The sequence below is a fragment of the Vibrio sp. J2-4 genome, from assembly GCF_021728155.1.
Taxonomy (GTDB): domain Bacteria; phylum Pseudomonadota; class Gammaproteobacteria; order Enterobacterales; family Vibrionaceae; genus Vibrio; species Vibrio diabolicus.
In genome coordinates this window covers 839,664-855,260 of sequence record NZ_JAKKCN010000002.1, presented here as the reverse complement: position 1 = coordinate 855,260, position 15,597 = coordinate 839,664, and the positions used below count along the sequence as shown (strand labels likewise).

The window sequence follows — 15,597 nt, the reverse complement described above, 5'->3', positions numbered from 1 at the left end:
ACTCAAACTTTGATTCAATCAATACAAAAAATGGTAAACACCAACCAACTTATTGGAAAAACAAACAATTATTTGATTGAATCAAAACAATACAAAACTAACTCATTGATTTTTAATTACTTTATTTTGGTGCGATATTTGCGTAATAGAGTAAAACTCTTAAACATGGGCTAACGATGAGTAATCCACTTCCCCCAAAACTTCTATGTTCTGGTATGACAACAGCTATACCTATGAGGAGGCCGTTCAGGCATTTGAAAGCGATGGTACGCTGAAATCGCTGAATATCGTTCCAACCACGGAATCCGATGATCTTGCTGGCTCACCCCCAGAGCGCAGTATGTTTTGGGAGGGAGAAACAAAAAAAATCGATCCGCCACCGCCGTCTGCACCAGAGCCTCTCAATTTAAAAACCGAGAAAGAACCAACAGAGGCTTTACCGGCACACTTCATCCCTGTTCGCTACGCCATCGATCAGCTAGAAACGGAAGAAACACAACCTTTTGGTTTGCCTGAAGAATGGAAAGGCCAAGGCCCAGCCAAACTCAATACCGTTGGCTACACCCTGCGTCAACTACGCGATGGTTGGCTGTATGTCTATGATGCAATTAACAAAAGCTTAGACGAATACAAAATCAAAGGAACGCAATTCACGCTCTATAAGTTGGGAGAATCAGAAAGCCCAAAATCCGAACAGCGTGGCACACCAGAAGGTGCAAACCTTTCCTTACTTACGAAGACGGGAGTGTGCTGTCGATTTGTTACTCTGAACACCGTTGGACATGGAACATGTTCATGCGCGTCCTTAACAATCCGAGTAATCATATCGATCGCATGCAGACTGTTGTTCTGTCTGCAAACGAGAATCAGCACAACATTGCATCAATAGATAAATTAACCCAAGTTGCTGATATTGAATCTTCTGCCGTCGATGATGGCCGCTTTGCGGATTCTGGCATCGCTACCAAAGCTGATGAAGATGGCTCCGTCTTTAAACCTGTCGCAGCTGAGAGTGATTTAACCTCTGCAATTCCAGAAGAAGAATCGGGCTACTTTGTCGCGATAAAAGATTACGCCGCAGACATTCAAGACATGTCGTTGCATTTTGTTGGTGCCGCAAGCCCATACCGCCTTTTCACTGACCAGTTTTCAAACCAGTGGAGCTTGATGCAGACCGCCATGCAGTTGTGTATGTTCGGTGCAAGCGACAATATAGACATGCCTACAGGAGTAAAGCGCAAAAACCAAGAGCTTGAATTCTATATGGACATGGCGGATTACTATGACAACTCAGCAATGGTTGACCTTACCAGTGAATCTCAAGCAGCTATCATCAAAGGAATGCCATCTTCATTTTCCCAGCAAGCTATCGATGATTACCAAAAATCCACTTCAGAAATAGCGGAGGCCATACAGAAGAAATATGGCATTTCAGCAAACCGATTTGGTAAATACGAGCAATGGATAGCGACTGAGCGTTGGCGTAAGCAGCTCAACTGGAAGCAAATGCTGAGTGAGATGCAAGAGCTGTCAGAACAAAAAGAAACCATGCTTGCCGAAGTTGTCTCAGTAAAACGAGACTTTATAGCAGTCATGGAGTCCTTAACGCCCCATCATCTCGAAAGAACCTTCGACCTATACAGTGAAGATACACAATACAGCTTGTATCAACTTCATAAACAAGCCGTTGAGTCATTTACTTTGGTGGTGCAAGAAGAAGACCGCCAATGGGCTGAAAGCCAATGGGATAAACCAACCAGTTTACTTGCACTCTACACTTCCGGGTTTAGTCGTAGTCTCTTTAAACAAGTGGAGAAGCTAATTCCTGAACAAGTTTCAAATCAGGTAGGTGAAGTAGACGTTGCCAAAAATGTTCCAGACACTGAAAGCTCAGACAAAAAGTTTATGGACTACGTTTAGGAGGCAAGTAACCGTGTGGGTATGTATGCAAAAGTAATGGACTTTATTTCTAACCCAAATACTGCCGAAACCGAATTTTTAAAAGATATAGCAAAAGGGTTCGATGAGCTAGATAGCATATTCAAAGCGACTAACAGCGCTTTATTGAAGGGGGCAATAGAGGTTGGCGTTAGCCTTACAGCCCAAGCGTCCATCATCATAATATCTCTATTGTCAAAACCGTTCACCCGAAAAAGTTTTTACATAAGAGCTGCCGTTGTAGAACGTCTGTCGATGGATACTCCAATCAACGTCAACAAAGGCTACGCACAAAATTTTGGTTCTTGGAAATCTAATCATGATAAAAAACTCATCGCATCGAATCAAAACAAGGAAGTGTTAGCAGCCTTCAACAAGGGCGATAAAACTATATCAAACAAGCAGTATAAGAAGGCTCTCCAGCAACAGCGGCACCTTCAAAAAAGCTTAGCCGTTGCGACGTTGGAATACCCACATTACATAGAACTTCCAGATGACGTACTTGAGGCAACAATTCAAATGCGTAAAGACATATGGGATAACAGGTTAAGTAATCTTAATAAACGGTTTGAAGATGTGGGTGGCCTAGGTTTCCTAGCTCTAATTTTCAACTGCCTCGCACTTGCTGATGCGATAAACAGTATTCAAGAGACCGGGCTTATGTCTCAAGATGATTTCTTGGATATTCAGCAAAAGCTTTTTTATACAGCCGGAGCTTGGACGGGTATTCGTACAGGTAAATTCTGGGATAGTGTGAAGGGTGATCCCAAATTAAGAGCTCATTCATACAAAGTCTTAAAAGAGCTAGTGAATCAAAATGTCGAAGGTTTTGAAAACTTGATCCTAGATGATTTAAAGGTATTCAATAAATGGCTCGCGATTACAGGAGCTTTAGGTGCGTTAGCTTCAGGTATTGAGGCTTACCGTTCTTGGCAGAGTGTAGATGACGTATATGGTCTCGAGAGCAAATTATATTTAGCAAATACCGTAACGCTTGGTTTAACTGGTGCGATTGGTGCGTTTCAGTTCTTAGGAGCCTCTACTGGTACTTTTTCGACTAACTTGCTTTTTGGAGGCCCGGTAACGGCAGCTTTAGTTATTCTTACAGTCACATACCTAGCCATCAGTTATATGCTGAATAAAATGAAACAAGATGATTACCAAAAATGGTTAGATAAACTGCCTTGGGGTTATCACCCGTCTCGCACTCAGTGGAGCCAATCTTCGAGCTTACCCGAAAGAGAGAAGCATAATTCAGCATTGGTGCAGCAAGCACTGTTTGACTTACAATCTATTATTCAACAGCCTACGGTATACCATCAACCTATTGAAAAAGTACAGGCTTATCCAGGCTATACACATCGTGAGTTAGTTGGCTTGGAAGTACATATTCAACTGCCACGGCGTGCTGCAACGAATGGTATTACAGTGACTACCAACACCAAGGCAACAGAAGATGATTTGACGTCAGGCTCGTGGCATCACAACGCAGATTTAGTTACGCTACAAACTCAAGACCAAGCGAGAAAAGAATCACTGGTGTACAAGGTAACATTGCCAATTGAAGAAGCAGACCAATACTTTGCCATGCAAGTATCATATGATGTGGAAGATGATGCTCCAGCCAAGCATGAGTATTGGTTCCAAAATAGCGTAAAACAGAGTGCAACTTATGGCGTGATTTCAGACAATACCAAACAAAACATCATTAAGAAATCACTCACCCCCATTGTTGGCGCATTAGTTTTTCAGGAGTAACCCTTGGCATATTCACCATTTTATATCACCCCAGAAGAATTGGCAGTTTATCAAGAGGCGCAAGAGCAAGAAATACTCGCAGGCGATAATGTCAGAACATGGCATAAGTATGATGTAGAGGAACCATTTCGCTATTACTTTAAACTTTTTTCGCTTCCATTTGTGATCGCCCCATTCCTATTAACTTTGTTTATACACACGAGTGACACGGTTGGCGTAACTATTTTTTCTTTTATTTTGTCGGTGATGGTGTCTGGAGCCTTTTACCTTACGATTGGCCTCGACTATCGCTATGACTATATTTTTTCTAGCAAAGGCTTTGTGATGAAAAAGCGTCGCAATATGCCTAAATGGGTAAATACCGCTACGCAAGCTGTTGGCTGGATAGGTGCAGTGGTGTGTGTGGTGATGGTAGCACTGGTTGGTCCGATGTCATTAGCGGGAGCAGGTGCCTTCATTTTGCTTTCATTTGGTATGCTTAAACGCAAGCCTGATGAACCAACAGAAGTGAGAGTTGGAGAGCGAGAAGACTGGCTCTTTGCTGATTACAATAAGAAAAGAAAAGTAATTAAGTTCTTTTTTAAGTATGACAGGTGCGAATACCAAGATACTGCTCAGGAGATTACTTTTCGCTCACAGGGGCGATTCTATTGTTACATTTTCTTTAAAACTGAAGCGGACTTAGAATCCATGGTCACACAACTTTCAAATATCTACAAGCTGGATTGTAAAGAGGTCAATGATCATAAAAAGCTGTTTGAAGCGAAGCCTGAACCTAGACTTTTTACGACTCCTGCTTGTTATCGAGAATACCCTACCAATGAAGTGTTTGATTTAAGGGATGCGAAAGCGCCTCTCCCAGAGTGTAAGTATCTTTATAACGGCAAGTGGCAAACCGAATCTGAAATCGAACAGTCAAAATCTGAACTAATGACAGCCAAGGAGTAACCATTGGCATACTTACCATTTTATTTAACACCTGAAGAACTTTCTGCTTATCAAGAAGCTCAAGAGCAAGAGATTCTCACAGGGGACAATTTAACAACATGGCATAAGTATGATGTAGAAGAGCCATTTCGCTACCATTTCAAGTTAACGGCTTTGCCATTTATGAGCTTCTTATTTGTAATAGTATTTTTGACACACTCAAGTGATACGCTTGTCGTAACCTTTTTCGGTCTTATCTTGTCAGTGATGATGGCTGGAATCTTTTACCTTACGATCGGCCTCAATTATCGCTATGACTATATTTTTTCTGACAAAGGCTTTGTGATGAAAAAGCGTCGCAATATGCCTAAATGGGTAAATACTGCCTCGCAAGCTGTTGGCTGGGTAGGCGCAGTGGTGTGTGTGGTTATGGTAGCGGTGGTTGGCCCAATGGCGTTAGCGGGAGCAGGTGCCCTTATTTTATTCTCATTCGGTATGTTAAAACGCCAGCCTGATGAACAAACAGAAGTCAAAGTGGGCGAACGAGAAGATTGGCTTTTTACGGACTACAACAAGAAAAGGAAAGTGATCCAATTCTATTTTAAGCAGGACATATGCAGATATCGAGATACTGCTCATAAGACTATCTTCCGCTCACAAGATAGATCAGATTGTTATGTTTTCTTTAAAACTGAAGCGGATTTAGAATCCATGGTCGCGCGACTGTCAAAGGTCTACAAACTGAATTGTACAGAGGTCGATGACCATAAAAAGCTGTTCGAAGCAAAGCCAGAATCAAGGCTCTTTAGTATTCCTGTTTGTAGTAGAGAATATCAAACCGATGAGGTATTTGATTTAAGGGCTTCAAAAGCCCCGCTCCCAGAGCGTGAATACCTTTATAACGGCAAGTGGCAAACCGAATCTGAAATCGAACAGTCAAAATCTGAACTAGCGACAGCCAAGGAGTGACAATTGGCTTATTTACCTTTCTATATTACCCCAGAAGAATTTTCGGCCTACCAAGAAGAACAAGAGCAACAAATTTTAAAGGGGAAAGATCTCACAACCTGGCACAAGTACGATATTGAAGAGCCTTTTCGATACTTATACCTATCGATTGCTATAGCCGCTGTCAGTCCATTATTTTTCCTTACCTATTTCCTACATGATAGTAGTGAAATGATCTTAACTTACATTTTATCGGGTCTGACGATAATCATGTCTGGTGTGTCTTATCTGACATTTGGTTTGGACAATCGTTATGATTACACCTTGTCCGATCGCGGGTTGGTTATAAAAAAGCGTCGTGATTTACCGAGTTGCGTAAACTCCGCGACTCAAGTCATGGGCTGGATTGGAGCAATAGTTTGTGTCGTGATGGTTGGGGTTGCTGGACCAGTGACACTTGTCGGAGCTGGGGGGGGTATATTGGTTTCATTTGGTATGTTAAAACGCCAGCCTGATGAACCAACGGAAGTGAGAGTTGGAGAGCGAGCAGATTGGCTTTTTGCTGACTACAACAAGAAAAGGAAAGTGCTCCAGTTCTATTTTAAGCATGACAGATGCGCATATCGAGATACTGCTCATAAGACTATCTTTCGCTCACAAGATAGATCAGATTGTTATGTTTTCTTTAAAACTGAAGCGGATTTAGAATCCATGGTCGCGCAACTGTCAAAGATCTACAAACTGAATTGTACCGAGGTCGATGACCATAAAAAGCTGTTTGAAGCAAAGCCAGAATCAAGGCTCTTTAGTATTCCTGTTTGTAGTAGAGAATATCAAACCGATGACGTATTTGATTTAAGGGCTTCAAAAGCCCCGCTCCCAGAGCAAGAATACCTTTACAACGGCAAGTGGCAAACCGAATCAGAAATCGAACAATCAAAGTCTGAACTAACGACAGCCAAGGAGTGACAATTGGCTTATTTACCTTTTTACATCACTCCAGACGAATTTTCGACTTATAAAGAAGAGCAAGAACAACAGCTCCTGAAAGGGAGAAATCTGACTACCTGGCACAAGTACGATATTGAAGAGCCTTTTCGATACTTATACCTATCGATTGCTATAGCCGCTGTCAGTCCATTATTTTTCCTTACCTATTTCCTACATGATAGTAGTGAAATAATCTTAACTTACATGTTATCGGGCCTGACGATAATCATATCTGGAGTGTCTTACCTGACATTTGGTTTGGACAATCGTTATGATTACACCTTGTCCGATCGCGGATTGGTTATAAAAAAGCGACGTAATTTACCGAATTGGGTAAACTCTGCGACCCAATTCATGGGCTGGATTGGAGCAATTGTTTGTGTCGTGATGGTTGGGGTTGCTGGGCTCATGGTTCTTGTCGGAGCTGGTGGGTTTATATTGGTTTCATTTCGCATGCTAAAGAGCCAACCTGAAGAAGAAACTGAAGTACGAGTGGGGCTTCGCGAGGATTCATTCTTTGCTCAATACAATAAAAAACGAAAGCTCATTGTGATTTATCACAAATTTGACGACTGCTATTTTTTTGATACTAAGCATACTGAAATCAGTCGAAACCAAACTCGCGGTTGTAGCCATATATTCTGTAAAACTGAATCTGAAATGGATAAGTTGTTAGATTTGTTAACGACCAAATGGCACATCGAATGCTCTGAGGAAAACAGTATTAAACAGCTCTTCAATACCGACCTAATGTACGAAAAACTTCAAGATATTCGAGTGAGAGGAACCAAATATCTACTCCGCGAAGTTGATAGCCTTAGGAGTCAGAACGCCAAATTGCCTGAACTAAGATACTTGCGTGATGACCTATGGTTAAGCGAAGCGGAAGTAAACCAACGTAAAGCAGCTCTAAGTGCAGCGAAGGAATAAACCTTGGCATATTTACCTTTTTTCATCACGCCAGAAGAAATAGCGATTTATCAAGAAGCGCAAGAGCAAGAAATAAGCTCGGGTAATGATGTTTTACGTTGGAGCGTTGTAAACGCCGAGATGCCTTCTCGATACATTCACCTCTATTTTACTCTCGTAACCTTATTTGTCTGTATTGCGATATTTTTTGCCTTAGCAAACTTTGATCAAAACGATGACACAATTTTCTTAGCATGTGTACTTTCATTTTGCGTGGCACTTTTTTATTTCCTAATGAGATGGGGGCTTTTAAAGCAGTACCATTATGTTTTTTCAGAAAAAGGACTTGTTGCAAAGTCTAGTAGTACCATCCCGAAATGGATGAATAGTACGACTCAAACTATCGGTTGGGTTGGCGCTACCATATGTATATTAATGGTAATTCTTGTTGGTCCAATGGCATTAGCTGGCGCTGGTGCTTTTATATTAGTCTCCTTTAAAATGCTTAAGCGCCAGCCTGATGAACCAACAGAAGTGAGAGTTGGAAAGCGTGAGGATTGGCTGTTCGCCTACTACAACAAAAAGCGCAAAGTGATTCGCTTCTACCACAAGTATGACGAGTGTTCTAAAAAAAACCTAGAGAAGCACACCGTCTTCAGAGCTCAAACTCGTGGTTATAGCTACATATTCTTTAAGACTGTTCAAGACTTAGATGCATTGCTAGAAGCCCTTTCAAACAAGTACGGCATTGAATGTATTGATTTTCCAGACCATAAAGCGTTTTTTGAAGGAAGACCTGAATCTCGAATTGAAGATATCCCTTCTCGTAGCCTTGAATTTCCGATAGCCGATACCTTTGACCTTAGGGCTCAAAACGCCCCGCTTCCTGAATGGCGACGTATATACAACGGCAAGTGGCAAACCGAATCAGAAATCGAAAAATCAAAATCTGAATTAACTACAGCGAAGGAGTGACCATTGGCTTATTTACCATTTTACGTCACCCCAGAAGAATTAGCAGTTTATCAAGAGGCGCAAGAGCAGGAAATACTCGCAGGTGATAATGTAACAACTTGGCATAAGTATGATGTAGAGGAACCATTTCGCTATTACTTTAAACTTTTTGCGTTTCCATTTGTGATCGCCCCATTCCTATTAACTTTGTTTATACACACGAGTGACACGGTTGGCGTAACTATTTTTTCTTTTATTTTGTCGGTGATGGTGTCTGGAGCTTTTTACCTTACGATTGGCCTCGATTATCGATATGACTACATTTTTTCAGATAAAGGCTTTGTGATGAAAAAGCGTCGCAATATGCCTAAATGGGTAAATACCGCTACGCAAGCTGTTGGCTGGATAGGTGCAGTGGTGTGTGTGATTATGGTAGCACTGGTTGGTCCGATGGCATTAGCTGGAGCAGGTGCCTTCATTTTGCTTTCATTTGGTATGTTAAAACGCCAGCCTGATGAACGAACAGAAGTTAAAGTGGGCGAACGAGAAGATTGGCTTTTTGCGGACTACAACAAGAAAAGGAAAGTGATCCAGTTCTATTTTAAGCATGACATATGCAGATATCGAGATACTGCTCATAAGACTATCTTTCGCTCACAAGATCGATTCGATTGTTATGTTTTCTTTAAAACTGAAGCGGATTTAGAATCCATGGTCGCGCAACTGTCAAAGGTCTACAAACTGAATTGTACCGAGGTCGATGACCATAAAAAGTTGTTTGAAGCAAAGCCAGAATCAAGGCTCTTTAGTATTCCTGTTTGTAGTAAAGAATATCAAACCGATGAGGTATTTGATTTAAGGGCGTCAAATGCCCCGCTTCCTGAGCGTGAATACCTTTACAACGGTAAGTGGCAAACCGAATCAGAAATCGAACGCTTAAAAGCGGCTGGTGAACAGCAAGCAACTCCCGCTTCATAGTTTGCAGCAAGCATTAAAAAAGGCTCCAGAGGTAACTCTGGAGCCTTTTGTTTTGTGAGAAGTAAACGTTTTAAGTTGGGTTAAACTCTCTCACTTACTTGATTAAGACAACTTGAATTTGCTCAACTCACCGTGAAGATCACTCGCTTTTGCCGTCAGTTCATTGCTGATCGCTACAGAAGATGACATGGTATCCATCACTTCCATCGCCGTATCATTAATCACAACCACATTACGGTTGATCTCTTCTGACACCGAGCTTTGCTCTTCTGCCGCTGAAGCGATCTGATTATTCATATCATTAATCACTTCAATAGCTTGGTTGATTTCGGCCAACGCCAACTGCGCTGCTTGTGTTTCTTCTTTAGTATCCACCGCTTGCTTCTGGCTTTGCTCCATTAACAGGACGATTGATTGCGTTTCTTGCTCCAAACGAGCCAACATTGCACGAATTTCTTCTGTCGAGCCTTGTGTGCGCGTTGCAAGGTTGCGGACTTCATCGGCTACCACAGCAAAACCACGACCCGCTTCACCAGCACGCGCAGCTTCAATCGCAGCGTTCAGAGCCAACAAGTTGGTTTGATCGGCAATGCCACCAATCTCACTCAGAATCCCCTGAATCGCCGTGCTTGAAGCCACCAAATTCTGCGTCTGGTGCTGTGCATCATTCACTTGCGAAGCGAGGTTATCCACCGCGCTTGCAGCATTGTCCATACGCGACATGCCATTCGCACTATTGCTTTGAACTTGGCTTGCCGCCGCTGCTGCTTGTACCGCAGAATTTGCCACTTCTTGTGCGGTTGCGCTCATCTCATTAATCGCCGTTGCTAGCGAGTTGACTTCGTTCACTTGAACGTTCAGTTGATCTCTCGAAGCCGCCGCGCGAGCTTGGCCTTCACTTGCGTTTTTATCAACTTGGTCTGCCGTCGCCATTACGGTTAAAAGCATTTCCTGAATGCGAGCGAGGAAGGTATTAAACCAGTGCGCCAGTTGGGCAGTTTCGTCCTTACCTTTCACCTCAATGCGGTAAGTTAGGTCGCCCTCGCCTTGCGCTGCGTCTTTAAAACGCTCCACTAAGTTAGTTAACACTTTACCCAACGAGGTCGCGATCATCGTCATCGCAACAATACCAATCAGAGCCGCAATAATCCCTGCCCACACTCCCTTTTCAAGAGCTTCTGCACTTTGTTCTTCACTCCATCGCTCGTAGTCATCCACGTTCTTTTTAAGGAAGCTACTGGGAACCGACACCATAACGATCCAAGGCGCATCGCTGGTTTCAATTGCAGTAATCGCATACTCATCCCCGCCAAACGTCACAAGGCCTGCGCCTTTTTGTTTCGCAATGGATTGAATACGCGTCCATTGAGACGCCAACTCATGAGAGACTTTCTTACCCACTTGATCCGCTTGGCTGCTGTTCGCCAGCGTGATGCCTTTCCACGAAGAAATCAGAATACGGCCTTGTCCATCAAATAAGTCGCTCGCGTAATCTTCACTTTGGCTTTGTAACTCGTTCAATGACAAATCAAAACCGAGAGAACCAATGCTCTCGCCACGTAACTTGATTGGTTGGCTAATGGTCGTGATCAGTTCTTGTTTGCCGCGAACCGGATACATGTACGGTTCCATCACGAACGTTTTGCCCGTTTCGTAAGGCATCAAGTGCCAATCGTCTTTACGCTCACCGTTGTTGTTTAATTCAGTATTGCTAAAGCTATCCATCGCCACGACATCAAAACTGTTGTGCGAATTTGGCGAAAAGAATGGCGCTAAGTAGCCTTCGCTATTAAAGCCAAGGCTTTTGTCTTGAATCGTTGGCTCAACCCACGATGGCTTTTCCCATACCATGTAACCAGCAAACACAGCTTTGTTCTGAGCTTCTAGCGACGCAATAAACTGTTTAACAATAATGTCTGGCGTCGCGGTCGTCTCTGCGCTTAATTCGATAATTGAACGCGCTTGCTTTAAGTTCGCCAACACTGGTTCTAACTGGTTGGAAATATTCAGCCCTTGCTGAATCGCCGTATTACTCAGGTCGGTCGTGGTGGCTTCGGTCAGTTGAGATTTTACTTTTGTAGTGATTTGTTCATTCACTTGAGTGAACGCATTGGTTGTCATACCCATTGCAATCAATAGAGTGAAGGCCATTGCCCCACCCGCACTGACAGCAATTCGAGTGCGTATACTGTTAAACATGATCGCCTCACAAATTGATTTTTATCTGGCATTAAGCATTGGAAGGATCATGGATTTTAAACAAGTAAAGTTAATGGAAGGCTTTCATTTATGAACAGAGCAAGAACAGAAAATGTAGTTTTATTAATAAAAATAAAATAATGCAGATTTTCGCTTATACATGAAGCCATTGATTTAATTGAATTATCTCAAAAAGGAGAATCTAAGCGTTTGTATTTAAAAGCAATAGCCATAATTAAAAAAGGGACTTAAGAGAAGTAAGAACTTTTTCTATGAGTGAGTCAGTAAAAATCAGTAATTACTAACAATGTGCTCAAGGTCACATAAATAATTTAGTATCTTCATGTTTTATATAAAGTTAACAGAATCAAATAATCTACCCCATTTATACATCAAGAGAAATTGATAGATATGAGCAAAAGATCGTAGATTTACTTGGATAATAAGACGGTATTCAAGCTAGACATTGAAAACCGACACAAAGGTGAGAAAATCATCGTCGACAACTTTTTCACACCTATAGTGAATAATGTTCGTTAAAATCAACATTCGAATTTATCGAGATTGGATAAGAATAAATGAAACGTGTACTTTTGGTAGAAGATAATCGTGAAATAGCGGGAATGTTGTTCGATTATTTTGAGTGTGCTGGCATGCAGCTGGATTACGCCGACAACGGTGAGCTAGGCTTAAAACTGGCGATGGATAATACGTTTGACATCATTTTGCTCGACCTCATGCTGCCGCGCATGGATGGCCTAACACTGTGCAACAAGCTGCGCGATGCGGGTAATAACACTCCGGTGTTGATGTTGACAGCACTTGATAGCCGAGACGACATGCTCAAAGGCTTCCAACACGGCGCCGACGACTACCTCACCAAACCGTTTGATCTCGATATTCTTGAAGCACGCATGACTGCATTGATTAAACGCTACCGCGGTACGGTTGCCTCTACAAAAATTCAGTATGGCGAAGTGTCTATCGATCAAAAAACGCATCAAGCCTACCGTCAAGATAAGCTGTTGGCGTTGAATCCAACCACGTACACGATTCTAGAAATGCTGGTGAAAAACGCGCCAGAAGTGGTCACACGTGAGGAGATTGCTTTCCGATTGTGGCAAGAAGACGAGCCGAATAACGATGTGCTGCGTAGCCATATTTATCAACTGCGTGGGCAGCTCGACAAACCATTCAAAGAGCACGTTTTGAAAACCATTCCAAAAGTCGGCTTCCGATTGGAGCCCGGGGCATGATTCGCCGCTTATTTAACAATACACAAAGCTTAACCGGACGCCTTGAACTCTTCTTCCTTCTAGTGTCGGTTGTGATTGGCTTGCTATGCTTCGCATTGGTTAGCGGAGCGCTATTATGGTCGGAAGATCGCGTCGGTGAACGACGCATTATGATCGATAAAAAAGAGGCGATTGAGCACTTTCGAAACCATCCTGATAGCGGAATCATCAAACTCGATTTACTGACAACGGCATACAACGATATCAATCTCGTTCCTGAGCTCTATCAACCCTTTATTCAAAATAAAAAATATTTTCTCGCTGAAGTTGCTGACGAACCAGACACTCGCATGATTTACATGAGCACCTACACGCAAGATGGAGAGGAACACCCTATTATTCTGATCTCTCTAATTGATGAGATAGAAATTACATCTAACGAGTTCATGTTTGTTCTCGTTATGGTGCTGGCGGTTGTCATCGGGTTACTTTTGATTTTTGGCAGCCTATTATCGAGACTTTCTCTGCGTCTCATTGAACCTGTTAGTGCCCTAAAAACACAACTGGACCGCCATCAAGGTGACACTACACAAAAATTTGTTGTCCCTGAAGGCTCTGCAAATGAATTCCAAACGCTCGCAAATCAGCTTAATGAATATCGACATCAAATTAATCAAGTGATTAAACGTGAACAAGCTTTTGCACGATATGCCAGCCATGAACTGAGAACACCACTCACAGTGATGAAAGGCTCAAGCAGCTTGCTAGCCAGAAGCCCAAGTACATCGTTTCAAGAACGTCAGATTGGCCGTATTCAAGATGCCACTTTGCAGATGTCGACCATGGTTGATGCTTTGTTAGGTTTGGTTCGATATGAACGCAACACCGACGACAGCCCCGTTCGAACCATCTCAGAGCAAGAGCTCCACAACATCGTGGCTCTTAGCCAAGCGCAAGCCGATGAAAAATCGCTGGAATTTAATGTACAAATATTGGGGCATCCGCAAACCAAAGCGACCACTGCAGTGCTTAACATTACGTTGAGTAACTTAATTCGCAACGGCATTGCAGCCACGTCAGCGGGAACGATTCATATCACCATGACCGATACCACACTGTCGGTGAGAGATGAAGGCGAAGGCTTCTCTTCCGTGCCAGATGCCGAAGGCCATGGTTTGGGACTCATGATTGTGGACGACTTATGCCGACGCTATGGCTGGCAATTCACTATTGATGCACATTCTGAGGGTGGATGTGAGGCAGTGATTGACCTTTCGTCAGAGCATCATGAGGCTTGCTCAGAGTAACTTCCTCAGCACTAGATTTAATCAAGAGGTATCTCATTTGCTCAGTATCAAAACGGGCGGTTCGACACCTCTTTCTGATTCGATTGAATGAAATCTTATGCCGCAAGCCCAACTAGTCGTTCGAATGCTTGCGATGCCGATTCCGACGCATCACACACAGAAAACACATCTTCGATAAAGTACTTCAACGCTCTGGATTCAATGGCTCTGATTGCAGCTTGCTGATCGTCCGATAAATAGCCGTAAATGCTCGCCGCGCCAAAGTCACCGAAGATCATCTCCCCTTGCTCGTTCACCAACGTATTGTGCGCATACAAATCACCATGACACAGCTTGTTGTCGTGTAGGTGATTAAATACGTCCACCATCTGCTCAACAATAGAATTCACTTGCTCGACTGTCAGCGTAAACCCTTGTGGGAACGTATCTCGGGTGCAGGTTTCCAACGTTGGTGGCAAACCTAAGTTGTAGTAACTGTTTGGAATCAACTCCATCACCAACGCAAGCTCTTTACCGTCATCCACTTGCGCGATGGATTTCACTAAGTTGTTGTGATGCCCAGCTTGCAAACACGCTTCAAGTTCATCATGAGGGTAACCGTCACTGGTGACCTCGCCCTTGAACACTTTTACCGCAACTTCACTCGGGAAGTTGTATTGAGCGTCAATCCAGTTAGCATGAGAAATCACGCCACTTGCCCCTTGGCCGAGAACATGATTAAGCGAGTAACTGTTTGTGGTCACTTTCGGCACACTGTTTAGCGAAGATGGGTGTTTGCAGAATGGATTACCTGCAAAAGCAAACCATGCCAATTTAGGTAGCTTCATCAACACATCCGGAAAGTGCTCTAGCTGGTTCGCCGAGAGACGAATCAGTTCCAAATTAACTAAGTTTTCCATACTACTTGGCAGTCGTTTGATGCGATTCCCCGCCAGTGCAAGCTTTCTTAAGCGCGGTCTTTCACCCAGACTGTTTGGTAGCGTTTCAATTTCGTTGTCGGTCAGGATCAGCCAACGCAACTGACTTGGTAGTGAGGCTTCACTCACCACTTTGATCTTGTTGGTTTTAAATCCAACCATCTCAAGGTTTGGCAGCTTGCCCAATACCTCTGGTAAATGGGTGAACTGATTATTGGAAGCAAAAATGATTTTTAGTTTGGTCAGCTGTTCCAGCTCTTGTGGCAAATCTGACAGTGCGTTACCGGATAAATCTAACATTTCAAGCGAGTCTGCAAGCTCTAAAATTTCCATAGGGAACTCAGTTAGCCCTTCCGCCAACTTCAGTTGTTTAATTCCTACTAATTGTCCTGTTTTTAATTGTTCTAGAGTCTGCAAAACCAAGCCTTCTGATTGAATGGAGATAAGCGGCGTAGTGTACGTGGCTTGAGGTAGAAAGGCGAGTCATGGGATGGAATACCATGGAATCAAAGCAACCAAAGGATAGAAGTGAAACCA

Annotated in this window: 10 protein-coding genes and 1 pseudogene; 9 read left to right on the top strand and 2 right to left on the bottom strand. The window is 43.0% G+C overall.

Going from position 1 to position 15,597, the window contains the following annotated elements:
- The first annotated feature begins 176 nt into the window (after positions 1-176).
- The 7 genes and pseudogenes from L3V32_RS26230 to L3V32_RS09275 all read left to right on the top strand — a co-directional run bounded on the left by L3V32_RS26230 (position 177) and on the right by L3V32_RS09275 (position 9,402).
- Positions 177-3,696: pseudogene (locus tag L3V32_RS26230) on the top strand (T6SS effector BTH_I2691 family protein).
- A gap of 3 nt (positions 3,697-3,699) precedes the next feature.
- Entirely contained in the window at positions 3,700-4,644 is a 945-nt protein-coding gene (locus L3V32_RS09300; RefSeq protein ID WP_237284165.1) for a hypothetical protein, read from the top strand.
- Positions 4,645-4,647: 3 nt separating this feature from the next.
- Entirely contained in the window at positions 4,648-5,592 is a 945-nt protein-coding gene (locus L3V32_RS09295) for a hypothetical protein (protein ID WP_237284164.1), read from the top strand.
- Positions 5,593-5,595: 3 nt separating this feature from the next.
- Positions 5,596-6,540 carry a hypothetical protein gene (locus L3V32_RS09290; RefSeq protein ID WP_237284163.1) on the top strand — a complete coding sequence of 315 codons (945 nt, stop codon included), beginning with the start codon at positions 5,596-5,598 and terminating at the stop codon, positions 6,538-6,540.
- A gap of 3 nt (positions 6,541-6,543) precedes the next feature.
- Positions 6,544-7,491: a hypothetical protein gene (locus tag L3V32_RS09285; protein WP_237284162.1), complete on the top strand. Its 948-nt coding sequence runs from the start codon at positions 6,544-6,546 to the stop codon at positions 7,489-7,491.
- Between the two features lie 3 nt (positions 7,492-7,494).
- The gene (locus L3V32_RS09280; RefSeq protein WP_237284161.1) at positions 7,495-8,445 is read left to right on the top strand and encodes a hypothetical protein; all 951 of its coding nucleotides are present in this window, start codon (positions 7,495-7,497) and stop codon (positions 8,443-8,445) included.
- A 3-nt stretch (positions 8,446-8,448) separates the two neighbouring features.
- A complete protein-coding gene (locus L3V32_RS09275) occupies positions 8,449-9,402 on the top strand; it encodes a hypothetical protein (protein ID WP_237284160.1) in 954 nt (317 codons plus the stop codon).
- Positions 9,403-9,504: 102 nt separating this feature from the next.
- Here the strand turns inward: L3V32_RS09275 and L3V32_RS09270 are convergent, their stop codons facing one another.
- On the bottom strand, positions 9,505-11,601 hold the full coding sequence (locus tag L3V32_RS09270; protein ID WP_237284159.1) for a methyl-accepting chemotaxis protein: 2,097 nt from the start codon (positions 11,599-11,601) through the stop codon (positions 9,505-9,507).
- 578 nt (positions 11,602-12,179) lie between these two features.
- Between L3V32_RS09270 and L3V32_RS09265 the strand changes: the two genes are divergently transcribed.
- On the top strand, positions 12,180-12,857 hold the full coding sequence (locus L3V32_RS09265; RefSeq protein WP_005392834.1) for a response regulator transcription factor: 678 nt from the start codon (positions 12,180-12,182) through the stop codon (positions 12,855-12,857).
- Positions 12,854-14,143: a HAMP domain-containing sensor histidine kinase gene (locus tag L3V32_RS09260; protein WP_237284158.1), complete on the top strand. Its 1,290-nt coding sequence runs from the start codon at positions 12,854-12,856 to the stop codon at positions 14,141-14,143. Before L3V32_RS09265 ends, L3V32_RS09260 begins: the two co-directional genes overlap by 4 nt.
- 95 nt (positions 14,144-14,238) lie before the next feature.
- Here L3V32_RS09260 and L3V32_RS09255 read toward each other — a convergent pair whose 3' ends face one another.
- Positions 14,239-15,477 (bottom strand): leucine-rich repeat-containing protein kinase family protein, encoded by a 1,239-nt coding sequence (locus L3V32_RS09255; protein ID WP_237284157.1) that lies wholly within the window; start codon positions 15,475-15,477, stop codon positions 14,239-14,241.
- Positions 15,478-15,597 lie beyond the last annotated feature (120 nt).

Bases quoted from the DNA above. Each gene is read 5' to 3' on its own strand.
- L3V32_RS09270 (WP_237284159.1), bottom strand. From the start codon at position 11,601: ATGTTTAACAGTATACGCACTCGAATTGCTGTCAGTGCGGGTGGGGCA.
- L3V32_RS09260 (WP_237284158.1), top strand. From the start codon at position 12,854: ATGATTCGCCGCTTATTTAACAATACACAAAGCTTAACCGGACGCCTT.
- L3V32_RS09265 (WP_005392834.1), top strand. From the start codon at position 12,180: ATGAAACGTGTACTTTTGGTAGAAGATAATCGTGAAATAGCGGGAATG.